General features: G+C 76.3%; 20 protein-coding genes and 1 other RNA gene. 14 read left to right on the top strand and 7 right to left on the bottom strand.

Translation table 11 applies throughout. From position 1 onward, the window contains the following. Positions 1-71: 71 nt before the first annotated feature. From BMY88_RS18585 to nadA, 5 genes are all read left to right on the top strand, one after another. Positions 72-926, top strand: a complete 855-nt coding sequence (locus tag BMY88_RS18585; protein ID WP_091947057.1) for a Nif3-like dinuclear metal center hexameric protein — start codon at positions 72-74, stop codon at positions 924-926. Between the two features lie 4 nt (positions 927-930). Then, positions 931-1,671, top strand: a complete 741-nt coding sequence (locus BMY88_RS18580) for a zinc ribbon domain-containing protein (protein WP_091947054.1) — start codon at positions 931-933, stop codon at positions 1,669-1,671. Positions 1,672-1,679: 8 nt separating this feature from the next. Next, entirely contained in the window at positions 1,680-2,798 is a 1,119-nt protein-coding gene (locus BMY88_RS18575; protein ID WP_091947050.1) for a bifunctional RNase H/acid phosphatase, read from the top strand. A gap of 84 nt (positions 2,799-2,882) precedes the next feature. After that, a complete protein-coding gene (locus tag BMY88_RS18570) occupies positions 2,883-3,479 on the top strand; it encodes a dihydrofolate reductase family protein (RefSeq protein ID WP_091947048.1) in 597 nt (198 codons plus the stop codon). A gap of 98 nt (positions 3,480-3,577) precedes the next feature. Further along, complete coding sequence (gene nadA / locus BMY88_RS18565; RefSeq protein WP_244524788.1) at positions 3,578-4,609, top strand: quinolinate synthase NadA; 1,032 nt, start codon at positions 3,578-3,580, stop codon at positions 4,607-4,609. Positions 4,610-4,612: 3 nt separating this feature from the next. On the opposite strand, the gene BMY88_RS18560 is transcribed toward nadA, so the two are convergent. The 4 genes from BMY88_RS18560 to BMY88_RS18545 all read right to left on the bottom strand — a co-directional run bounded on the left by BMY88_RS18560 (position 4,613) and on the right by BMY88_RS18545 (position 11,392). Further along, positions 4,613-6,847 (bottom strand): putative bifunctional diguanylate cyclase/phosphodiesterase, encoded by a 2,235-nt coding sequence (locus BMY88_RS18560; protein WP_091947045.1) that lies wholly within the window; start codon positions 6,845-6,847, stop codon positions 4,613-4,615. A gap of 82 nt (positions 6,848-6,929) precedes the next feature. Then, a complete protein-coding gene (locus BMY88_RS18555) occupies positions 6,930-8,174 on the bottom strand; it encodes an SLC13 family permease (protein ID WP_091947042.1) in 1,245 nt (414 codons plus the stop codon). An 89-nt stretch (positions 8,175-8,263) separates the two neighbouring features. Beyond that, a complete protein-coding gene (locus BMY88_RS18550; RefSeq protein ID WP_091947039.1) occupies positions 8,264-10,561 on the bottom strand; it encodes a putative bifunctional diguanylate cyclase/phosphodiesterase in 2,298 nt (765 codons plus the stop codon). A gap of 75 nt (positions 10,562-10,636) precedes the next feature. After that, positions 10,637-11,392: a sulfite exporter TauE/SafE family protein gene (locus BMY88_RS18545; RefSeq protein ID WP_091947036.1), complete on the bottom strand. Its 756-nt coding sequence runs from the start codon at positions 11,390-11,392 to the stop codon at positions 10,637-10,639. Positions 11,393-11,416: 24 nt separating this feature from the next. Here BMY88_RS18545 and BMY88_RS18540 point away from each other — a divergent pair, with 24 nt between their 5' ends. The 3 genes from BMY88_RS18540 (at position 11,417) to rnpB (ending at position 13,062) form a co-directional block, all read left to right on the top strand. Beyond that, positions 11,417-11,776, top strand: a complete 360-nt coding sequence (locus BMY88_RS18540; RefSeq protein ID WP_091947033.1) for a DoxX family protein — start codon at positions 11,417-11,419, stop codon at positions 11,774-11,776. 19 nt (positions 11,777-11,795) lie between these two features. Beyond that, positions 11,796-12,530, top strand: coding sequence for a PIG-L deacetylase family protein (locus BMY88_RS18535; protein WP_244524787.1), 735 nt, complete (start codon positions 11,796-11,798; stop codon positions 12,528-12,530). A 110-nt stretch (positions 12,531-12,640) separates the two neighbouring features. Further along, an RNA gene (rnpB, locus tag BMY88_RS18530) (RNase P RNA component class A) lies at positions 12,641-13,062 on the top strand. A 202-nt stretch (positions 13,063-13,264) separates the two neighbouring features. On the opposite strand, the gene BMY88_RS18525 is transcribed toward rnpB, so the two are convergent. The 3 genes from BMY88_RS18525 to BMY88_RS18515 form a co-directional block, all read right to left on the bottom strand. After that, entirely contained in the window at positions 13,265-13,549 is a 285-nt protein-coding gene (locus BMY88_RS18525; RefSeq protein WP_091947031.1) for a hypothetical protein, read from the bottom strand. 130 nt (positions 13,550-13,679) lie between these two features. After that, positions 13,680-15,065, bottom strand: coding sequence for a copper resistance D family protein (locus BMY88_RS18520; RefSeq protein WP_091947028.1), 1,386 nt, complete (start codon positions 15,063-15,065; stop codon positions 13,680-13,682). Next, positions 15,062-15,619 carry a copper resistance CopC family protein gene (locus BMY88_RS18515; RefSeq protein ID WP_091947025.1) on the bottom strand — a complete coding sequence of 186 codons (558 nt, stop codon included), beginning with the start codon at positions 15,617-15,619 and terminating at the stop codon, positions 15,062-15,064. The genes BMY88_RS18520 and BMY88_RS18515 overlap by 4 nt, the downstream gene beginning before the upstream one ends. A gap of 267 nt (positions 15,620-15,886) precedes the next feature. On the opposite strand from BMY88_RS18515, the gene BMY88_RS18510 reads away from it, so the two are divergent. The 6 genes from BMY88_RS18510 (at position 15,887) to BMY88_RS18485 (ending at position 20,083) form a co-directional block, all read left to right on the top strand. Continuing rightward, positions 15,887-16,654: a hypothetical protein gene (locus BMY88_RS18510; RefSeq protein ID WP_091947022.1), complete on the top strand. Its 768-nt coding sequence runs from the start codon at positions 15,887-15,889 to the stop codon at positions 16,652-16,654. 78 nt (positions 16,655-16,732) lie between these two features. Then, positions 16,733-17,401, top strand: coding sequence for a class F sortase (locus BMY88_RS18505; protein ID WP_091947179.1), 669 nt, complete (start codon positions 16,733-16,735; stop codon positions 17,399-17,401). A gap of 147 nt (positions 17,402-17,548) precedes the next feature. After that, positions 17,549-18,220, top strand: coding sequence for a prepilin peptidase (locus tag BMY88_RS18500; RefSeq protein ID WP_091947019.1), 672 nt, complete (start codon positions 17,549-17,551; stop codon positions 18,218-18,220). Between the two features lie 207 nt (positions 18,221-18,427). Beyond that, complete coding sequence (locus BMY88_RS18495) at positions 18,428-18,625, top strand: Flp family type IVb pilin (RefSeq protein WP_091947016.1); 198 nt, start codon at positions 18,428-18,430, stop codon at positions 18,623-18,625. Positions 18,626-18,737: 112 nt separating this feature from the next. Beyond that, entirely contained in the window at positions 18,738-19,130 is a 393-nt protein-coding gene (locus tag BMY88_RS18490; protein ID WP_091947013.1) for a TadE/TadG family type IV pilus assembly protein, read from the top strand. Continuing rightward, the gene (locus BMY88_RS18485) at positions 19,118-20,083 is read left to right on the top strand and encodes a TadE/TadG family type IV pilus assembly protein (protein WP_091947010.1); all 966 of its coding nucleotides are present in this window, start codon (positions 19,118-19,120) and stop codon (positions 20,081-20,083) included. The genes BMY88_RS18490 and BMY88_RS18485 overlap by 13 nt, the downstream gene beginning before the upstream one ends. Positions 20,084-20,086 lie beyond the last annotated feature (3 nt).

Here is a 20,086-nt window from a genome sequence, read left to right as displayed (position 1 = left end):
GCGTGGGGAGGGCGACGCGGGGGCGAGGATCGCGATCTCGCCGGCTGCGGGCTGGGCTACGGTCGGCGGCCGTGACCGCAACGCTGGGCGAGGTCGTCGCCGCGCTCGAGGCCCGCTACGACCCGGCGCTGGCCGAGGACTGGGACGCCGTGGGGCTGGTGTGCGGCGACCGCGACGACCCGGTGGAGCGCGTCCTGTTCGCCGTCGACCCGGTGGCCGCCGTCGTCGACGAGGTGGTCGCCGCCGGCGCGGGCCTGCTGGTGACGCACCACCCGCTGTTCCTCGGTGGGGTGCACGGCGTGCCGGCCGACGACGCCAAGGGCCGGCTCGTGCACCGGCTGGTCCGCGCCGGAGCCGGGCTGTTCGTCGCGCACACCAACGCCGACCGCGCCCCGGAGCACGGCGTCAACGACGCGCTGGCCTCCGTCCTCGGGCTGGTCGACGCCGCGCCCCTGGAGCCGGCCGGCAGCGATCCGCGGGCCGGGCTCGGGCGCGTCGGGCGGCTGGCCCGGCCGGTGCCGCTGCGCGAGTTCGCCGCCGCGGCGGCCGCGGCGCTCCCGGCGACGGCGGGCGGGGTGCGGCTGGCCGGCGATCCCGAACGGCCGGTTACGACCGTGGCCGTGTGCGGCGGCAGCGGTGGCTCCCTGCTGCCGGCCGCGGCCGCCGCCGGCGCCGACGTCCTGCTCACCAGCGACCTGCGCCACCACCCGGTCTCCGAGGCCGGCGAGGCCATGGCCCTGGACCCCGCCCGCCCCGCGCTGGTCGACGTCGCGCACTGGGCCACGGAGTGGCCGTGGCTGGCGGTCGCCGCGCGGGTGCTGGCCGCGGACCTCGGGGGCCGGGTCGAGGTGATCGTCGCCGCGCAGCGGACCGATCCCTGGACCGTGCACGTCGGTCAGGGACCGCCCCCGGCGCAGGTAGGTTGAGCGGGTGAAGGCCGACCACTTCGACCAGCAGAAACTGCTGGCTCTCGCCGCCGAGGACGTCGTGCTCACGCAGCTCGCGCACCGCCGGCGCACCCTGCCCGAGGCGGCGGCCGTCGAGGCCGCGGCCGAGGCGGAGCGGAACGCCGCCGGCGCCGTCGTCCGCGCCGAGACCGAGACGCGCGACCTGCAGCGCGAGGTCACCCGGATGGAGGCCGACGTCGAGACCGTGCGGGCCCGCGCGGCCAAGGACCAGAAGCTCCTGGACGGCGGGAGCGTCTCGGCCAAGCAGATGACCGACCTCCAGCACGAGCTGTCGTCGTTGCAGCGCCGGCAGTCCGACCTGGAGGACCAGGAGCTCGAGCTCATGGAGCAGGTCGAGACGGCCGAGAAGGCGCTGGCGGAGGCGCAGGAGGTGCACGCCGCGGCCCGCGAGGCGCTCGCCCGCGCCGAGCAGCTGCGCGACGACGCGCTGGCCGACGTCGCCGACGCGACGACGAAGCACGAGGCGGCGCGCCTGTCCGCTGCGGGCGGCATCCCCGCCGCGCTGCTGGCGCTCTACGACCGCATCCGCACGCAGACCGGCACCTCCGGCGCCGCGCTGCTGCAGTCGCGCCAGTGCCAGGGCTGCCGCATCGAGCTGAACGGCCGCGACCTGGCCACGGTGCGCAACGCCGACCCGCACGAGGTCGTGCGCTGCGAGAACTGCGGCCGGATCCTGGTGCGCACGGCCGAGAGCGGCCTGTGAGTCGAACCATGGGCGCGGTGAGCGGCCGGTTCGTCGTCGAGGCGGACGGGGGATCGCGGGGCAACCCCGGGCCGGCCGGCTACGGCGCGCTCGTCCGCGACGCGGCCACGGGCTCGGTCCTGGCCGAGCGGGCGGCGAGCGTCGGCCGGGCCACCAACAACGTCGCGGAGTACGGCGGCCTGGTGGCCGGGCTTCAGGCGGTGCTGGACCTCACCGGCGGGTCGGCGTCCTCGGCCGAGGTCGAGGTCCGGATGGACTCCAAGCTGGTCGTCGAGCAGATGTCGGGGCGCTGGAAGGTCAAGCACCCGGACATGCAGAAGCTCGCGGTCCAGGCCCAGCAGCTCGCCCGGCAGCTCGGCCGGGTCCGCTACACCTGGATCCCGCGGGCGCAGAACTCCGCTGCCGACGCCCTCGCCAACAGCGCGATGGACGGCAAGCCGATCCACCGGGACGCCGCCGGGGAGCGCAGCACCACCGAGGACGACGTCCAGCCGGCCGCAGCCGAGCGCGCGCCCGCGGTCACCACCGTCACGCACCTGCTGCGGCACGGGCAGACCGAGCACACCCCCGAGCGGCGGTTCAGCGGCCGCAACGACCTGCCGCTCTCGGCGGTCGGCCGGGCCGAGGCCGAGGCCGCCGCCGCGCGGGCCGTGGCGCTGGGCGTCGACGTCGTCGTCGCGTCGCCGCTGCGCCGGACGCGGGAGACCGCGGAGGTGGTCGCCGGGCGGCTCGGCCTGCCGGTGCTGTTCGACGACGACCTGGTCGAGATGGACTTCGGCGACCTGGAGGGCCTGACGGCCGACGAGGCGCGCACGCGACATCCGCTGGCCACCCGGCGGGTGTTCACCGAGGTCGACGTCCCGGCTCCGGGCGGGGAGTCGATCGCCGACGTCGCCCGCCGGGTCGGCCGGGCCCGGTCCCGGATCCTGCGCGAGCACCGCGGCCGCACGGCGCTCGTGGTCAGCCACGTCACCCCGATCAAGCTGATGCTGGCCGCGGGCCTCGACGTCGACGACGCCGTCGTCCACCGGATCTTCCTGTCGGCGGCGTCGCTGTCGACGGTCGCGTGGTCGACCGACGGCCGGCACTCGGTCCGCCTCGTCAACGACTCGTCCCACCTGCCGTAGTCGTCAACCGATGAGTTGAGCACGAGCCGGGTGTCGTAACGGCGGGAGCCCACCCCGGGCCCCGGAGACGACCGGAGGTGCGAGATGGGCAGGGCGATCCTGTTCGCGGCGGTGTCCCTCGACGGGTATGTCGCGCGCGACGACGACTCTGTGGGCCCGCTGTTCGACTGGTACGGCAACGGCGAGGTCGAGACGACGTTCAGCGACGAGACCCGCGTCTTCCACGTGACCCGGCAGACCGCGGACTTCCTGGCCGGGACGGCGCCGCGGATGGCCGCGGGCGTGGTCGGCCGCCGCCTCTTCGACCACACGAACGGCTGGGAGGGAGTGCCGCCCAACGGCGAGCACGCCTTCGTGGTCACGCACTCGGTGCCCACCGACTGGCCGCACCTGGGCACGGCGCCGTTCACGTTCGTCACCGACGGCGTCGCCGCCGCGATCGAGCAGGCGAAGGCGTACGCCGGGGACCGCGACGTGTCGGTGGCCGCCGGGGATGTGGGCGGCCAGGCGCTGCGGGAGGGCCTCGTCGACCGGGTCGTGCTGAACCTCGTGCCGGTCGTGCTGGGCTCGGGCAAGCCCTACTTCGGCAGCGGCGGCCTCCCGGAGGTGCTCCTCGAGGACCCGGTGCTCGTGGTCCAGGGGCGCCGGGTGCTGCACCTGGTCTACGACGTGCGCCGCTGACGGGAAGGGCGGCCACGGGCCGGTTGTTGTACCCGGTACCCCGTTGCCGAGGCCGGACGGGGGATCATGTGGGCCCCGCCCGACTCCCTGGAGACCGTGTGACCTCGACGATCGCGCCCGCCACCCCCGCCGTCCCCGGCGACGAGCGGACCCTCTCGCCCGGTGAGTGCGACAGCTGGGCCGCCGAGGTCCGCCGGCTCGCCGACGAGCGCGGCGCGGTGATCCTGGCGCACAACTACCAGGTGCCCGAGATCCAGGACGTCGCCCACCACACCGGCGACTCCCTCTACCTGTCGCGGGTCGCGGCCGAGACCGACGCCCGCGAGATCGTCTTCTGCGGCGTGCACTTCATGGCCGAGACGGCGAAGATCCTGTCCCCGGACAAGACCGTGCTGCTGCCCGACCTCGACGCCGGCTGCTCGCTGGCCGACAGCATCACCGCCGAGCAGTTGCGGGAGTGGAAGGCCGAGCACCCCGGGGCCGTCGTCGTCAGCTACGTCAACACCACGGCCGCCGTGAAGGCCGAGACCGACATCTGCTGCACGTCGTCCAACGCGGCCGACGTCATCCGGTCCATCCCGGCCGACCGGGAGATCCTGTTCTGCCCCGACCAGTTCCTCGGCGCGCACGTCAAGCGGGTGACCGGGCGGGAGAACATCCACATCTGGGCGGGGGAGTGCCATGTGCACGCCGGCATCAGCCCCTCCGACGTCCGGGAGCAGGTCGCCGCCCACCCCGACGCGGAGATCCTGGTGCACCCCGAGTGCGGCTGCACGACCTCGGTACTGGACCTGGTCAGCCACGGCGACCTGCCCGCCGACCGCACCCGGGTGCTCTCCACCGGAGGCATGGCGGAGGCCGCGCGGACCACCACCGCCGGCCAGGTGCTCGTGGCCACCGAGATCGGCATCCTGCACCAGCTGCGGTCGCTCAACAGCGGCACGCAGTTCATCCCGATGAACGACCGGGCCGCCTGCCGCTACATGAAGATGATCACGCCGGCCAAGCTGCTGGACACGCTGCGGACGGGCCGCGGCGTCATCGACGTCGACCCGGAGACGGCGGCGCGGGCGCGGCGGGCGGTCGAGGCCATGATCGCGATCGGGGAGCCCGGCCGCGGCGGCGAATGACGCTCAGGGCGCCGGCGTCAGGTCCAGCCGGAGCTCGTCGGCAGGGACCGGCCGGCCGTGCAGGTAGCCCTGGGTCTGGTCGCAGCCCAGCTCCGCCAGCCGCGCGAGGGTGACCTCGTCCTCCACGCCCTCGGCGATGACCCGCACGTCGAGCCGGTGGGCCAGCTCGACGACGCTGGCCACGATGGCCTCGGTACGCGGGTCGCGCAGCAGGTCGGCGGTGAAGGAGCGGTCCAGCTTCAGCTCGCTCACCGACAGGTCGCGCAGGTACGCGAGCGAGCAGTAGCCGGTGCCGAAATCGTCGATGCTGATCTCGACGCCGTGGGCGCTCAGCGCGGCGACGACGGCTCGGCTGCGCTCGGGGTCGCGCAGCAGCACGGTCTCGGTGACCTCGAGCGTGAGCGCCTCCGCCGGGACGCCGACCTCGGCCAGCAGGACCGCCAGCCGGTCGGGCAGCACGGTGTCGAGCAGGTTGCTCGGTGAGAGGTTGACCGACATCCGCAGGTCGGGGACGGTCGCCCGCCACCGCGCCAGCTGCCGGACGGCCTGACCGAGCACCTCGTCGGTGAGCGCGTCCATGAGCCCGTGCGCCTCGGCCAGGTCGAGGAACCGGGCCGGCTGGAGCAGCCCCAGGCGCGGGTGCTGCCAGCGGACCAGCGCCTCGACGCCGACGACCCGGCCGGTGCGCATGTCCACCTGCTGCTGGTGGTGCAGCACCAACTGGCCGCCGGTGATCCCGGCGCGGAGCTCCTCGACGAGGGTGAGCGCCGTTCCGCTCTCGGCGTGCCGGGCCCCGTCGTAGAGGGCGAACCCGCCACCGCCGCGCTTGGCGTCGTACATCGCCGCGTCGGCCTCGCCCAGCAGCCGGGCGGAGGCCTCGGCGTCGCCGGCGGACAGGCGCCCGATCGTCGCGCCGATGCTGGCCCCTACGTGCACGGCGAGGCCGTCGAGCACGAAGGGCTCGGTGAACTGCTCGCGCAGCCGCCGGCACAGGTGTTCCGCGGTGTCCTCGGCGGAGGCGCCGGGCTCGACGGCCACGACCACGGCGAACTCGTCGCCGCCCAGGCGGCCGAGCAGGTCGCCGGTCCGCAGCACGGGCGACAGCCGCGCCGCGACCTGACGCAGCAGGTCGTCCCCGGCGCCGTGGCCGAGCCCGTCGTTGACCTCCTTGAAGCGGTCGAGGTCGAGCAGGGCGAAGGCCACCGCGGTGTTCCGGGCGCCGAGCTCGTCCATGCGGCGCAGCACGGCGCGCCGGTTGGGAAGGGTGGTGAGCTGGTCGGTGAGGGCCTCGGCCCGCGTGGTGGCCAGCTGGGCGAGGTCGCGGACGCCGATGAGCAGCCGCACCCCACCGCCGAGCACCGCCAGGCCGGCGCAGACGAGCATCGCCACGGACGGGTCGCTGAAGCCCGCGGCCACCAGAGCGGCGCCGCCGAGCACGATCACGGTGAAGGCGCCGGCCATCGAGCTCGCGGCGTCCGTGGGACGGGGCGTGGCCGGCAGCGGCCGGATGAGGGCCGCCACCGCGATGAACAGGCAGGCCGCGGTGCCCGACGTCGCCGCCCACGCGGGCGCGGCGACGTCACCGAGCACGAGGTAGCCCGTCAGGTCGATGCCACCGAACCCGCAGGCCAGCAGGACCGGCCGGACGTCGCGCCGGAGGTCGCCCAGCACCCGCTGCAGCAGCGCGGTGATGAACAGCAGCTGCCCCGCGGCGAGCTGGACCGCGACGGGGTTGAGCTGCGCGGTCGTCAGCGAGTCCGCACCGCCCAGCGCCTCGACCGAGACGAGGGTCAGGGCGACCCAGGACAGCAGCGCGGCGACGCCGGTGAGCAGGTTGTCCGGATCGGCGACCTCGGTGCCGAAGCGGTTCCAGCGGACCACGCCGCCGTACAGGAAGACGTAGGCGACCAGGGGTGCCCAGAGGGCGCCCGTGGTGCCGACCGCGTGCGTGGCCGGGAAGACGGCGAGCACGCCGCCGAGCGCGGTCACGCCGGCCAGGGCGGTCGCGCCCATGCGCAGGCGCGCCCAGACGTCGCGCTCCTGGTCGACGATGCGCGATCGCCAGAGCAGCAGGGTCACGAGCCCGCCGTAGGCCGGCAGGGCCATCAGCAACGCGTAGGGCTCAAGCGGCGCGGGCAGCCGGCCGGCCGCCGCCGCGGCCTGCGCCGCCACGCCGGCGGCGATGACGGCCAGCAGCCACAGCGGTGCCCCGGGGAGCAGCCGGACTCGCGAGCGCACGGGCATGGAGGGGGTATCGGTCCCGGGCGGTCCGGGATGAAGCGGACCACACGAGCGGCTCACCCCGTAGGGGGACGACCGGTCAGAGCCGCAGTGCCGTCCACAGCGCCACGGTCGCGGCGAGCAGGGTGAGCGGCACCGTCGCCAGGCCGACGGCGGAGAAGCCGGCCGCCCCCGGCGCGGCCGGGCCGAGCGCCCGCCGCCACAGCAGGTTCGCGAGGGAGCCCGCGTAGGTGAGGTTGGGGCCGACGTTGACGCCGATCAGGATCGCCAGCGCCGTCCCGGGGCCGCCGGCCGCGGCCACCGGCAGCAGCGCGAGGGTGGCGGGCAGGTTGTTGACCAGGTTGGCCAGCACGGCCGCGGCACCGGCGACGGCGAGCAGGGCGGGCAGGTCGTCGCCGTCCGGGAGCAGATCGGCCAGCAGGGCCTCGAGACCGTGCCGCCGCACGGCCAGGACGACGACGGTCAGCCCGGCGACGAACGCCGCGAACGGCAGGTCGGCGGCCCGCACGAGCTCGGCCGGCCGGCCGGTGCGCAGCGACAGCCTGCGGACGGCGAGGGCGGTGGCGCCCGCGGCGGCCGGCCACGCGGGGGAGATCCCGATCGGCGCGGCCACGCCGAAACCGGCCACCGTCAGCGCCACCACCGCCAGCGCGAACCGCGGGACCGGGGGCGCGTCCGGGGCCGGTGCCGCGGGACGGCGCGCCAGGTCGCCGCGGTACAGCGCGCGCAGGACGAGGAACTCGACCGCGACGGCGGCCACCCACGGGCCCGCCATCAGGCCGGCGAAGTGCAGGAACGACAGCCCGGTGGCGGCGAAGGCCAGCAGGTTCGTCAGGTTGGAGACCGGCAGCAGCAGGGAGGCGCTGTTGGCCAGGTGACCGGTGAGCAGGGCGTGCGGCCGCGCGGAGACGCCCAGCCTGGCCGCCGTGGCGAGGACGACGGGAACCAGCAGCACCACGGTGGCGTCCAGGCTCAGGACGGCGGTGACGACGGCGGCGAGCACCGCGACCCGGCCGAGCAGCAGGGTGGGGGAGTGCCCGCCGCGGCCCGCGGTGACGGCGGCGGCCCAGGTGAACAGGCCCTCGGCGTCGGCCAGGGCGGCGAGGACGAGCACCAGCACGAGGAAGCCGATGGTCGGCGCGACGTCGCCGACGGCGTCCGCGGCGTCGGACCAGCCGACCAGCCCGGCCGCGCACAGGAGCAGCGCACCGCCGACGGCGACGGCCGCGGCCGGCACCCGCGGGCGGGCGGCGAGGGCGGCGCCCAGCACCGCGGCCAGCACGACGGCGGAGGCGGCGAGGGCGAGCGGGTCCACGCCGGGCACGGGTCGCGAGCCTACGGCGGCGCCGGGCGGGTTCGGTGCAGGCCGGCGGGAGGCAGGCCGGCGGGAGTCGGGACGGCAGGACGGGCAGGTCAGCGGAGAGCGGGGCTGCGGGAGGACGGGCCGCGGGACAGCCAGGCCGTGAGCTCGGCCGCGGGCAGCGGCACCGAGTGCAGGTAGCCCTGGCTGTCGTCGCAGCCCAGCGCGCAGAGGCGGGCGAGGGTGCGCTCGTCCTCGACGCCCTCGGCGACGACCCGCAGGCCCAGCCGGTGGGCCAGGTCCAGCGTGCTGCCCACGATCGCCTCGGTCCGCGGGTCCGAGACCAGGTCGGCGGTGAACGAGCGGTCGAGCTTGAGCTCGGTCACCGGCAGCTCGCGCAGGTAGGCCAGCGAGCAGTAGCCGGTGCCGAAGTCGTCGATGCTGATGCCGACGCCCAGCGCGCGCAGGTCGGCGACGACCGCGCGGCTGCGTGCGGTGTCGCTGAGCAGCACGGTCTCGGTGACCTCGAGGGTGAGGTCCTCGGCCGGGACGGCGTGCGCCTCCAGCAGCGCGGCGACGCGGGCGGGGAGGCCGGCGTCGAGCAGGTTGCTGGCCGACAGGTTGACCGACATGCGCAGCGCGAGGCCCTGGCTCCGCCAGAGGGCGAGCTGCTCGACCGCGGCGGCCAGCACCTGGTCGGTGAGGGCGCCCATGAGCCCGTGGGCCTCGGCGGTCGCGAGGAACTCGGCCGGCCCGATCAGCCCGCGCTGCGGATGCTGCCACCGCACCAGGGCCTCGACGCCGACGACCTCGCGGGTGGACACCCGCACCTGCGGCTGGTGGTGCAGCACGAGCTGGCCCGCGGCCAGGGCGAGGTGCAGCTCCTCCACGAGGGCGAGCTGGCTCCCGCCGTCCCCGTGCCGGGCGTGGTCGTACTGGGCCGAGCCGGTTCCGGACCGCTTCGCGTCGTACATCGCCGCGTCGGCCTCCCGCAGCAGCCGGGCGGGCGCGTGGCCGTCGGCGGGGGCCCCGGTGCAGACGGTGCCGCCGATGCTGGCGCCCACGTGCACCGACATCCCGCCGATCCGGAAGGGCTCGGCCAGCCGGTCGTGCAGGCGGGTGCACAGCGACGCGGCGACGTCCGCCGCCGACAGCCCCGGTTCCACGACGGCGACGACGGCGAACTCGTCGCCGCCGAGGCGCCCGAGCAGGTCACCGGTGCGCAGCACCGGCTGCAGCCGGGCGGCGACCTGCCGCAGGAGCTCGTCGCCGGCGGCGTGGCCGAGGCCGTCGTTGACCTCCTTGAACCGGTCCAGGTCCAGGAGCGCGAAGGCCAGCGGGATCTGCTCGCGGTCGAGCTCGGCCACCCGGCGCAGCACCGCCCGGCGGTTGGCCAGGCCGGTCAGCTCGTCGGTCAGCGCCTCCCTGCGGGTGATCGCCAGCTGGGCCAGCTCCCGGACGTTGACCAGCAGCCGCACGCTCGAGCCGAGGGCCGCCCCGGCGGCGCACCACGTCGCGACCCCGGAGGAGGCACCCCCGGCATCGACGAGGAGGAGCAGGATCGACGCGACGATGACGAAGAACGCGCCGACGGTGGTCGCGGTCGGGTCGGTCGGCTGCGGTGTGGTCCGGGCGGGGCGCAGCAGCGCCGCCAGGCACAGCAGGACGGCGCTGAGCGGCTCGCAGACGACCGACCAGGCGATCGACCGGCCGTCGAGCAGCACGGTGGCGAGGTCGCCGGCGAACGGCAGGGTGAACACGGCGGTCACCAGCCACGCGCGGGGGTCGCGGCCCATGGCGCCGAGGGAGATCACCGATGCCGCCGTCCCGGCCAGGACCACGCCCGTCGCGGCCTGGGCGAGCAGCGGCTGGACCTGCCACCAGGGCGCGGCCGCCAGCGCGCCGTCGACCCGCTCCACGACCACGTTGAGCACGGCCATGCCCCCCAGCACGGCCGCGAACCCGTTGAGCAGGTCGTCGGGGTCGGCGAGGCTGGTCGTGTACCGGTTCCAGCGGACCAGCCCCCGGTGGGCGAACGGGAACGCCAGGACCGGCGCCCAGGCCAGCGGCATCGCGGCGTGCTCCCGGGTCGCCGGGAGGACGCCGAGTACACCGCTGACCGCCGCCGCGGTGGCGAACACCACCGCGGCGCAGGCGATCTGCGTCCAGACCCGGCGCTCCTGGCCCAGACTGCGAGCCCGCCACAGGAAGAGCCCGCAGAGCCCGCCGTGCAGCGCCAGGCCGGGGAGCAGCCACAGAGGGGACGGCGGCGCCGCGGCGGCGGGGCCGCCCACCGGCCCGAGGTCGGACAGCGCGAGGACGATCGTCATGGCGGCGCCCAGGAACACCACGAGCGCCAGGGTCACCCGCGGAACGCCGGGCAGGAGCCGGGGGCGCTCGGGGGGCGACATGGGCACGTCATCGGCAGACGGCCGGCCGAGGACGACCGTTCCGCATCCCGGCTCACCCCACGGGGTCGGACCGGCTCAGGTGCGCACGAAGAGGTAGACCGCCACCGAGACCCCGAGCGTGACGATGGCGATCCGCAGCGGCGTCACGGGGATCCGCCGGGCGACCCGGGCCCCGGCGAAGCCCCCGAGCAGGCTGGCCGGGGCCGCCACGGCCACCGCGGTCCAGTCGACCGGGCCCCAGAGACCGAAGACGACGAGGGTCACCGTGGCGGTCACGGTCGACACGGCGGGCTTCAGCGCGTTGGCGAGCTTCAGGTCGTGCAGCGCGATGCCGAGCAGGCCGACGAGGACCACCCCGAGGGCCCCGCCGAAGTACCCGCCGTAGGCGGTGCCCAGGAACAGCGCGGGGTACAGCCACACCGGGTCGCGGCGGGGGCCGCCGCCCCCGGTCCGCTCCAGGCGACGGGTCACCAGCGGCTGCACCGCCAGCAGCGAGCTCGCGAACAGCACGAGCACGGGGACGACGAGGTCGAAGGCGCTGCTCGGCGTCGTCAGCAGCAGCACGCACCCCGTCGTCCCGCCGAGCAGCGCGACGGCCCCGAACCGGACCAGCCGGGCGCGCTGCCCGCCGTAGGAGCCGCGGAACCCGAGCACCCCGCCCACGTAGCTGGGCCACTGGGCGATCGAGTTGGTGACGTTGGCGGCGACGGTGCTCAGCCCGAGGGCGACCAGGACGGGGAACAGCAGCAGCGACCCGCCGCCGGCGATGCTGTTCAGCCCGCCCGCGACGAGGGCGACGCCGGCGACCAGGAACAGGTCGGCGGCGGACACGTGGGGTCACCCTACGGTTGGGGCATGCGACTCCCCAGCAGGGCGACGGTGCTCCTGGCCGCTCTCGGTGGGTCGGGGGTGATCCACCTGGTCCGCCCCCGGACCTACGAGTGGCTGGTGCCACCGGAACTGGGCGACGCCCGCCGGTGGGTGCTCGCCAGCGGGGTGGCCGAGCTCGGCACGGCCGCACTCATGGCGACGCCGGCCACCCGCCGGGTCGGCGGCTGGGCCGCCGCCGCGCTGCTGGTGGCGTTCGTCCCGGCGCACCTGCACACCTTCCGGGTCGTGCCCCGCCGGCCGCTGCCGATGACGGTCGCGGCGCTGCGGCTACCGCTGCAGGTGCCGATGATCGGCATCGCCCTCCGCGTGGCGCGCGGCCGCTGACCGGGCAGGATCGATCCCCGTGACCGACGCCGCCCTGCAGCCGCTGCCCGAGGACTGGCAGCGGGCCCTCGTGATCGTGGCCCACCCGGACGACATCGAGTACGGCTGCGCCGCCGCCGTCGCCGTGTGGACGACGGCCGGCAAGGACGTGCGCTACGTCCTCGCCACCAGCGGGGAGGCCGGGATCGCCGGGTGCCCGCCCGAGGTGGCCGGGCCGGCCCGCGAGGAGGAGCAGCGCCGGGCCGCCGCGGCCGTCGGCGTCTCGGTGGTGGAGTTCCTCGGCCATCCCGACGGCCGGCTCGTCGAGGGGCTCGAGCTGCGCCGCTCGCTCGCCGCGGCCGTGCGCCGCCACCGGCCGGAGCTGGTCGTGACGATGCACTGGGGCGAGACGTGGACGCCGCCCGGCGCGGCCCCGGCGTACTGGAACAGCGCCGACCACCGGGCGCTCGGGCGGTGCGCGGTCGACGCCGTCGGTGACGCCGCCAACGAGTGGATCTTCGCCGAGCTCGCCGATCCGGAGCCGTGGCGCGGGGTGCGGTGGATCGCGGTCAGCACGCCCACGGGCGTCACGCACCGCGTCGACGTCACCGACGGGGTGGAGCCCGCGATCGCCTCGCTCGTCGAGCACCGCCGCTACCTCGAGGCGCTGTCGGACGATCCGGTCGAGGAGCAGGCCCGCCGGCAGGTCGAGATGGTGACGCCGGCGGGGGCCGATGGCCGGCGCACGGCCGGGTTCGCCCTCTACGCGGGCTGAGGGCGCGCTGATCGCCGTCCTCGCGTCCTGGGCGCCGTCCTCGCGGCGCACCGCGAGGCCCGCGGCACCACGGTGGGGACGGCGATCACTAGACTGGTCGGCACGACGGACGAGTCGGCTGGGCGGTCGCGTCGGCGGGGGAGACCCCGCCGCCGAGGAACGTCCGGGCTCCACAGGGCAGGGTGGTCGCTAACGGCGACCCGGGGTGACCCGCGGGACAGTGCCACAGAGAACAGACCGCCAGCAGTGCCTTCTCGGAGGCTCGGCTGGTAAGGGTGAAACGGCGGTGTAAGAGACCACCGCACACCGGGTGACCGGTGTGGCTCGGTAAACCCCACCCGGAGCAAGGTCGAGAGGGACGGCGACTGGGCGACCAGGAACCGTCCTGCGCAGGCGTTCGAGGGCTGCCCGCCCGAGCCTGCGGGTGGACCGCTCGAGCCTGCCGGCAACGGCAGGCCTAGATGGATGATCGCCCACCGGGAGGCCGCGAGGCACCCGGGGACAGAACCCGGCGTACAGGCCGACTCGTCCGTCGCCCCCCGCCGCAGCACCTTCCGGATGCGCGGTGCGGCGGAGGGGCGGAGCATGTGCGGATGTCACCCGGCGGGTGGCAGCGCGCCGCGCCCGGCCGCGTGGAGGGGGACTCCGCGGACCGGGCACCGGGCCAGGTTCCGAGCCACGCTCCCTGGTCCGGCTCGCGCGGCAGCGGGCACGCCTGCTGCGCGCCCGTCACCTCAGTCGGTGGGCCGGTGCCGCCCGCCCATCCGCGGCGGCGCAGGGGGGCCTGGGGGCTCGGACCGTGGGTGCTCCGCCAGGCGCAGCCGCCGGATCCGGGCGGTCTCGGACAGGTCGGCGGGCAGGCCGGCCGCCGCGCGTGCTGCCCGGGCGGTCTCGGGGAGGAACAGCTCGCCGGTGCGAGGCCCGCGGGCGTCGACGCGGTCCGCGGCCCGCTGAGCCAGTCGGCGGGCGCGGCGGCTCGGCGGTTCGGAGCCGGTCAGGTGCTCAGCGTCGTCCGCCACGTCGTCTCCCCGGTCCGGCCGTTGGGAGCCCGATCGTCCCATCGGGGAGGCTGCCGCGGGCCGTGAGCGCTGCCACGTCCGGGCGTCGGTACCCGCACGGTCGCCTCCCGGAGCGATGCCCCGCGCAGCCTCAGAACACCACCAGCACCCCGGTGAACCCGGGCGTGCGCCTGCTGCCGAACGGGTAGCTGCCCGGCCGGTCAGGCGCGGGGAACGAGGTGAGGCTGCCCGACGGGATCACGGCGTCGAACGAGCCGTCGTCGGCCGTGACGGTGACGTCGTCGTCGTCGGTCGGGTTGTGCACGGTGACCACCGCTCCGGCCGGCACCGGCTCGGTGACGGTGAAGCCGGTCGGGTCGACCAGGACCGGCACGGAGAGGTCGCCGTGATCGTGGCCGGGCGGCGGCGTGAAGTCCTCGACCGGGCCGGCGGTCGCCGCCGGACCGGAGGTCGCCGTCGGGATGGCCGGGGGCGTCGCCGGGGGTGGGGAGGCGGCCAGCGCCACGGCGAGCGCGACGGTCGCGAGCATGACGCCGCCCTCGACGGCGGCGAACCGGCGGAAGCCGCCGGACCGGCCCTCCCGCAGCGCCGGCAGCGTGCAGCGGCGGTGGTGGCGGCCGAACGCGAGCAGCGCGACCAGCGCGGCCGTCTTGCCGATCAGCAGCAGGCCGTAGCCCGAGCCGAGGCCGGCGAGGAGGCCGGGGCCGTCGTCGAGCACCGACCAGGCGGCCAGCAGGCCCGACGCTCCGACCGCCGTGGCCGCTCCCAGCGCCACCGCGCTGAACCGGCCGGCGACCCGGGGGAGGTCCGCCGCGGTGCGGCCGTGGACGAGGACGGCGAGCAGCCCGCCCACCCACACGCAGGCCGCGGTCACGTGCACGGCCAGGATCGCCGTCGCCAGCAGGTGGTCCTCGGCCGCCGCGGAGTGGCCGGTCAGCACGACCGGCAGCACCACCCCGGCGCCGGCGACGAGCAGCAGCAGCATCGCCGCCCCGGAGCCGGTGCACCGCCGCGCGCTCAGGGCGACGACGACGGCCGCCCCGGCCGCGCCGAGCGCGGCGTCTCCGGCGGGCAGGTGCGTGAGGAAGACCCGCGCCGACTCGGCGGTCAACTCCTGCGGCGGCACCCCGACCAGCCGGGCGAGCCCCAGCACGGCCTGGACGACGACGGCGACGGCCCACACCGCGGCCCATCGCGACGTGGCGCGGACGGCGCGCCGCGCGGCGGCCGGCAGCACCCGCCCGGGCAGCAGGACCGCGGCGAACAGCAGCGTGCCGATCGTGCCCAGGGCGGAGATCCGCACGGCCAGCGCGGCGACCGGCAGCCCCCAGTCCACGAGTGCGCCCGGGGCGGTGAGCCCGGCCGCCGCGGGGGCCGGCGCGGCTCCGCCCACCACCAGCGCGAGGACCAGCACGGCGCCCAGCCCGAGCCCGGCGGCCAGGCCGAGGGCTGCGCGGGACCGCCGCGGGGGAGCGCTCTCGACGACCGGAGCGGGCCGGAGGAGCAGGGCCGTCACGTGCGACTGCGCAGCTGACGGGCCGCCAGGAGCAGCGCGAGCACGAGCACGACGGCGGCACCGATCGCGATCGCCGGCCCGGAGGACGACGAGCCGGCCGGCCGGGCCGCGGAGGCCTCCTGGACCGGACCGGGGGTGGTCGCCGTCCCGCCGGCCACGGTGAACGTCGTCGTCCCGGAGATCGGGTGCCCATCGGCGGAGGTGACCCGCCAGGCGACGGAGTAGGTGCCGCCGGACAGGCCGGGGGCCAGGGGCCGGGTCACCGTCGCGCCGTCCACCCGCGCATCGCCGTCGGTCGCCGCGGCGCCGTCCGGGCCCGTGACCACCACCTCGGCGCCGAGCTCCTGCACCGCCCCGGTGAACCCGAGCGACACCTCCGTCGGTGCGGCCGGCACCGACGCGCCGTCGGCGGGGGTGGTCGCCACGAGCGCGTCGTGCGCCGAGGCGACCGGCATCCCGGCGCCGAGCAGGACGAGGGAGCCCGCCACCGCCAGCGCGAGCATCCCCAGCGTGCGCCGGAGGGGCTGCACCAGGGCGGTCCGTCGTCGGCTCATGCAGGGGGTTCGGACGCCGGCCCCCTGGCGGTTCGCCCGGCGGCCGGGGAGACCCGGATGAACCGATCCGCTCCCGGCGCCCGAAGACCCCGCAGAGACGGCGCTCGAGCCCCCCGGGCCGCAGTCGTCCGGGCCCCTTCCCCGGGTCCCTGATCGCGGCCGACGCGCTCCACGCGCCGGCCTGCCCACCGGTGACGGCCCAGCCCGCGCCGGTCCGCCCCTCGCCTTCCGGCGGCGGTGCGTCCCCGATGTCCGAGGAGTAGTCCCATGCGCAAGGCCCTCGCACTGCCCACCATCGCCCTGGCTGCCGCGGCCTTCCCGCTGCTCACCGTCACCGGCGCGTCCGCCGACGACGGCGCGCACAGCTACCAGGCGAACCTGGGGGCGCTCAACGCCTCCGGGGTCACCGGCACGGGCATGGTGACGATCGACGGCACGACCGCCACGGTGATGATCGACGCCTCCGGCCTGGTGGCCGGAGCGCCGCACGCCCAGCACTTCCACATCGGCGCCCAGGGCGCCTGCCCGACCGATGAGGACGACACCAACAGCGATGGCTTCGTCAGCGTCACCGAGGGCGTGCCCTACTACGGCGCGATCGGGACCTCGCTCACCACGACGGGCGACACCAGCCCCGACAGCGGGCTGGCGATCGACCGCTTCCCGACCGACGGGGACATCGCCTACGAGCGCACCTTCGAGGTCACCCCTGACGTCGCCGCCTCCTTCGAGGCCGGGACCGCGGTGCTGGTGCTGCACGGCGTCGACAAGGACGGCAGCGGCACCTACGACGGAAGCGTCATGAGCGACCTCGACCCGACCTTGCCCATGGAGGCCACCGCGCCGGCCGCGTGCGGGGCCTTCTCCGCGTCGCAGATGGGCACCACGCCCAGCGGTGGCGCCGAGACCGGTGGCGGCAGCACCGCCGGCACGGAGCAGACGACCGCAATGGGCGTGGGCGCCGTCGCCCTCGTCGGCGCGGCCGCCGCCGGTGCCGTCGCCTACCGCCGCCGCCAGGCCGCCGACCAGGCCTGATCCGACCGTCGTGCCGCGCGGAGCCTCCTCCCGCGCGGCACGGCCCGGCCGGTCCCACGAGCCCCGGAGGTCCCCGTGATGCAGCGCCGCAGCCGCACGTACCGCACCTGGCTGGTCGCCGCCCTCGCCCTGGCGGTCGTCGGGGTCGTCGCGCTCGTCGTGGCGCTCGGCGGGCAGCAGTCCGCGCCCCGGCCCGCCGCGGCGGGCAGCACCACGTCGGCGGCGCCCGAGTCCGGGCCGCCCCCGGCACCCGCGGGCAGGCCGGCGGCGACCGGCGAGCCCGTCGCCGCACCGGTCTCGGTGTCCGTGCCGGCCATCGGCGTCACCAGCGACCTCATGGACCTCGGCCTGGCCGGCGACGGCACCGTCGAGGTGCCCCCGCTCGAGGAGGACGACCAGGCCGGCTGGTACGCGCCCGGACCCGCGCCCGGTGCGGTCGGGCCGGCCGTGATCCTCGGCCACGTCGACTCCGCCGAGTTCGGTCCCGGCGTCTTCTTCGACCTCGGCGCGCTGACCCCCGGCGACGAGATCGAGGTGACTCGCGAGGACGGCACCGTCGCGCTCTTCGTCGTGGACCGGGTCGAGGTGCACCCCAAGGACGAGTTCCCGACCATCGCCGTCTACGGCAACACCGCCGACCCGCAGCTGCGCCTGATCACCTGCGGCGGTGACTTCGACCGCGCGGCCGGCAGTTACGAGGACAACGTCGTGGTGTTCGCCTCCCTCGCGGCGACGCGCGCCGCGTAGCGGGGCCGGGAGGCGACCACGGGGCGCCTCCCGGCCCCGGTGCCGTACCGCACTTCTGCCCCGGGCGGTGCCGCGGGGTTCCCGGCTTCTGCGTGGGGCGTGTGCCAGGGTGCCCACCGTGCCCGCCCCCGACGACGCCCGCCGCGGATGACCACGCTCGTGGTGCTCGTGGCCGGGGTGGGCGGTCTCCTCGCCGGCGTGCTCGTCAACCGGGCCGCGGGCCGCTTCCCCTGGCCGGAGCGGCTCGCGCCGGCCACCGTGCTCGCCCCGGGCCGGCTCGCCGTCCGGCCGCCGTGGGTGGAGGCCGGGACGGCGGCGCTCTGCGCGCTGACGGCGCTGCGCCCGGGCCCCTCCGCGGAGTTGCCGGCCTTCCTCCTGCTCGCCGTCGTGGCGGTCCTGCTCGCCGTGGTCGACCTGCAGCACCGCCTGCTTCCCGACCGCGTCGTCCTGCCCTCGCTCGCGGGAGTCGCGCTGCTGCTCGCCGGCGCGGCCGCCGTCGACGCCGCCTGGCCGCAGTTCGGCCGGGCGCTGCTCGGCGCCGCCGTCCTCTTCGCGGTATTCCTCGCCATGGCACTGCTCGTCCCCGGCCAGCTGGGCATGGGGGACGTGAAGCTGGCGGCCCTGCTCGGGCTCGCGCTCGGCTGGCTCGGCTGGCCGGCCGTGCTGCTCGGTGCTCTGGCCGCGTTCGTCGTCCAGGCGCTCGTCGCCCTGCTGCTGCTCGCCGCGCGGCGGGTGACGCTGCGCTCCGCGCTGCCCTTCGGCCCGGCGATGCTGCTCGGCGCCGCCGTGGCGATCGCGGCGGTCACGCCCGCCGGCTGAGCGGGCCCCGCCGGTTCCGGCTCCGCACGGTCGGGTGGTGACGCCCCGTGACGGTGGGGCGGCGGTGCACGCGCACGGGTGACTGTGTCCGTCCACAGGGTGGAGATCGCTCAAGGGATACCCCCGGCGTCCCGAAGCGCCCCCCACGCCGCAACGGCGGGCCACCCCCGGCCCGTCCTGGCCGGCACCCACCCCAGGGAGCACCCCGTGTCGAACCCCTTCGCCGCGATCGTCAGCCTCTACGCCCTCGCCACCGAGCGCCTGCGCAAGGAGGAGGACGGCGCCACCGCCGTCGAATACGGCCTCATGGTCGGCCTCATCGCCGTCGCGATCATCGCCGTCGTCGGCTTCCTCGGCGACGACCTCGCCGCCCTCTTCCAGACGGTCCGCGACGAGCTGCCCTGATCGGCGCACCACCCGCCGGCGCGGCGGCCCCGTCCCCCGGGGCCGCCGCGCCGACCCACCCGAGGCCCCTGCCTCGGCCACCCAGCACCCCGACCCGCGAGAGGAGGCACCGGTGAGGCGACGGATCCGGGACGAGCGCGGCGCCAGCGCGGTCGAGTTCGCCCTCCTGCTGCCGATCCTCCTGCTGCTGGTCCTCGGCATCGTCGAGTTCGGCCGCGGCTTCCAGGTCTCGGGCACCCTCTCGGCGGCAGCCCGCGAGGGCGTGCGCGTCATGGCGCTGCAGAACGACCCGGCCGCGGCCCGGGCGGCCGTCCGCTCGGCGGCCGGCACGCTGGACCCGGCGCTCACCGACGTCCAGATCACCATCACCCCGGCCACCTGCCCGGTCGGCACGGGGACGGCGACCGTGCGGCTCACCATCGCCTACGACCTGCCGCTCATGACCGGCCTCTTCGGCACCACCGTCGGCCTCACCGGCACGGGGGTCATGCGATGCGGCGGCTGAGGGTCGGCGGCCGGCGCTGGCCGCATGCCCGCGACGAGCGCGGCGCGGCGGCGGTGCTGATCTCGCTGCTGCTCGTGCCGATGCTGGGCTTCGCCGCCATCGCCGTCGACGTCGGCGCCCTGTACGCCGAGCGCGCGCGGCTGCAGGTGGCCGCCGACGCCGCCGCGCTGGCCGTCGCCCAGGACTGCGCCCGCGGTGCCTGCGGGAACATGCAGGCGACCGCGGACGCGCTCGTGGCCGCCAACGCCGGCGAGGCGACGGCCGCCCCGCCGGTCCTCACCAGCAACCCGACGAGCGTCACCGTCACCGGCAGCCACCCCACCGAGCACTGGTTCGCCCCGGTCCTGGGCTTCGACGCCACGCAGGTCAGCGCCAGCGCCACCGTCACGTGGGGCGCACCCAGCGCCGGCACGGCGCGGTTGCCGCTGACCTTCTCCTGGTGCGAGTTCGCCCAGCAGACCGGCGGGGGGTTCCCGTCGGGGACCACGGTGCGCACCATCCGGCTGACCAAGACCTCGGGCACCGTCGACTGCACCGGGCCCTCGAACAACATCGTCCCGGGCGGGTTCGGCTACCTGGTGACCGACCCCGGCGAGTGCCGGGCGACCAGCGCGGTCGGCGGCCGGTCGTACTCCTCCACGGGCAACACCCCGTCCTCGGACTGCTCGACGGCGGACTTCTCCGGGCTCGTGGGCCGCACCGTGCTCCTGCCGATCTTCGACGAGTTCGGCGGCACCGGCAGCAACGCCTGGTACCACGTCTACGGCTACGCCGCGTTCCAGATCACCGGCTACTTCCTGGGCGGCCAGTTCGGTACCTCCCCGCGCCCCTGCACGGGCAACGACCGCTGCATCGCCGGCTACTTCACCCGCTGGGTCGAGCTCAGCGACGACTTCACGACCTCCCCGACCGCTCCCGACCTGGGCGCGGAGATCCTCCGGCTGATCCGATAGGTG

The organism is Trujillonella endophytica (genome assembly GCF_900110555.1).
GTDB lineage: Bacteria > Actinomycetota > Actinomycetes > Mycobacteriales > Geodermatophilaceae > Trujillonella > Trujillonella endophytica.
Note: the sequence above shows the minus strand (reverse complement) of the source record. Positions and strands in the feature narration are given on the sequence as shown.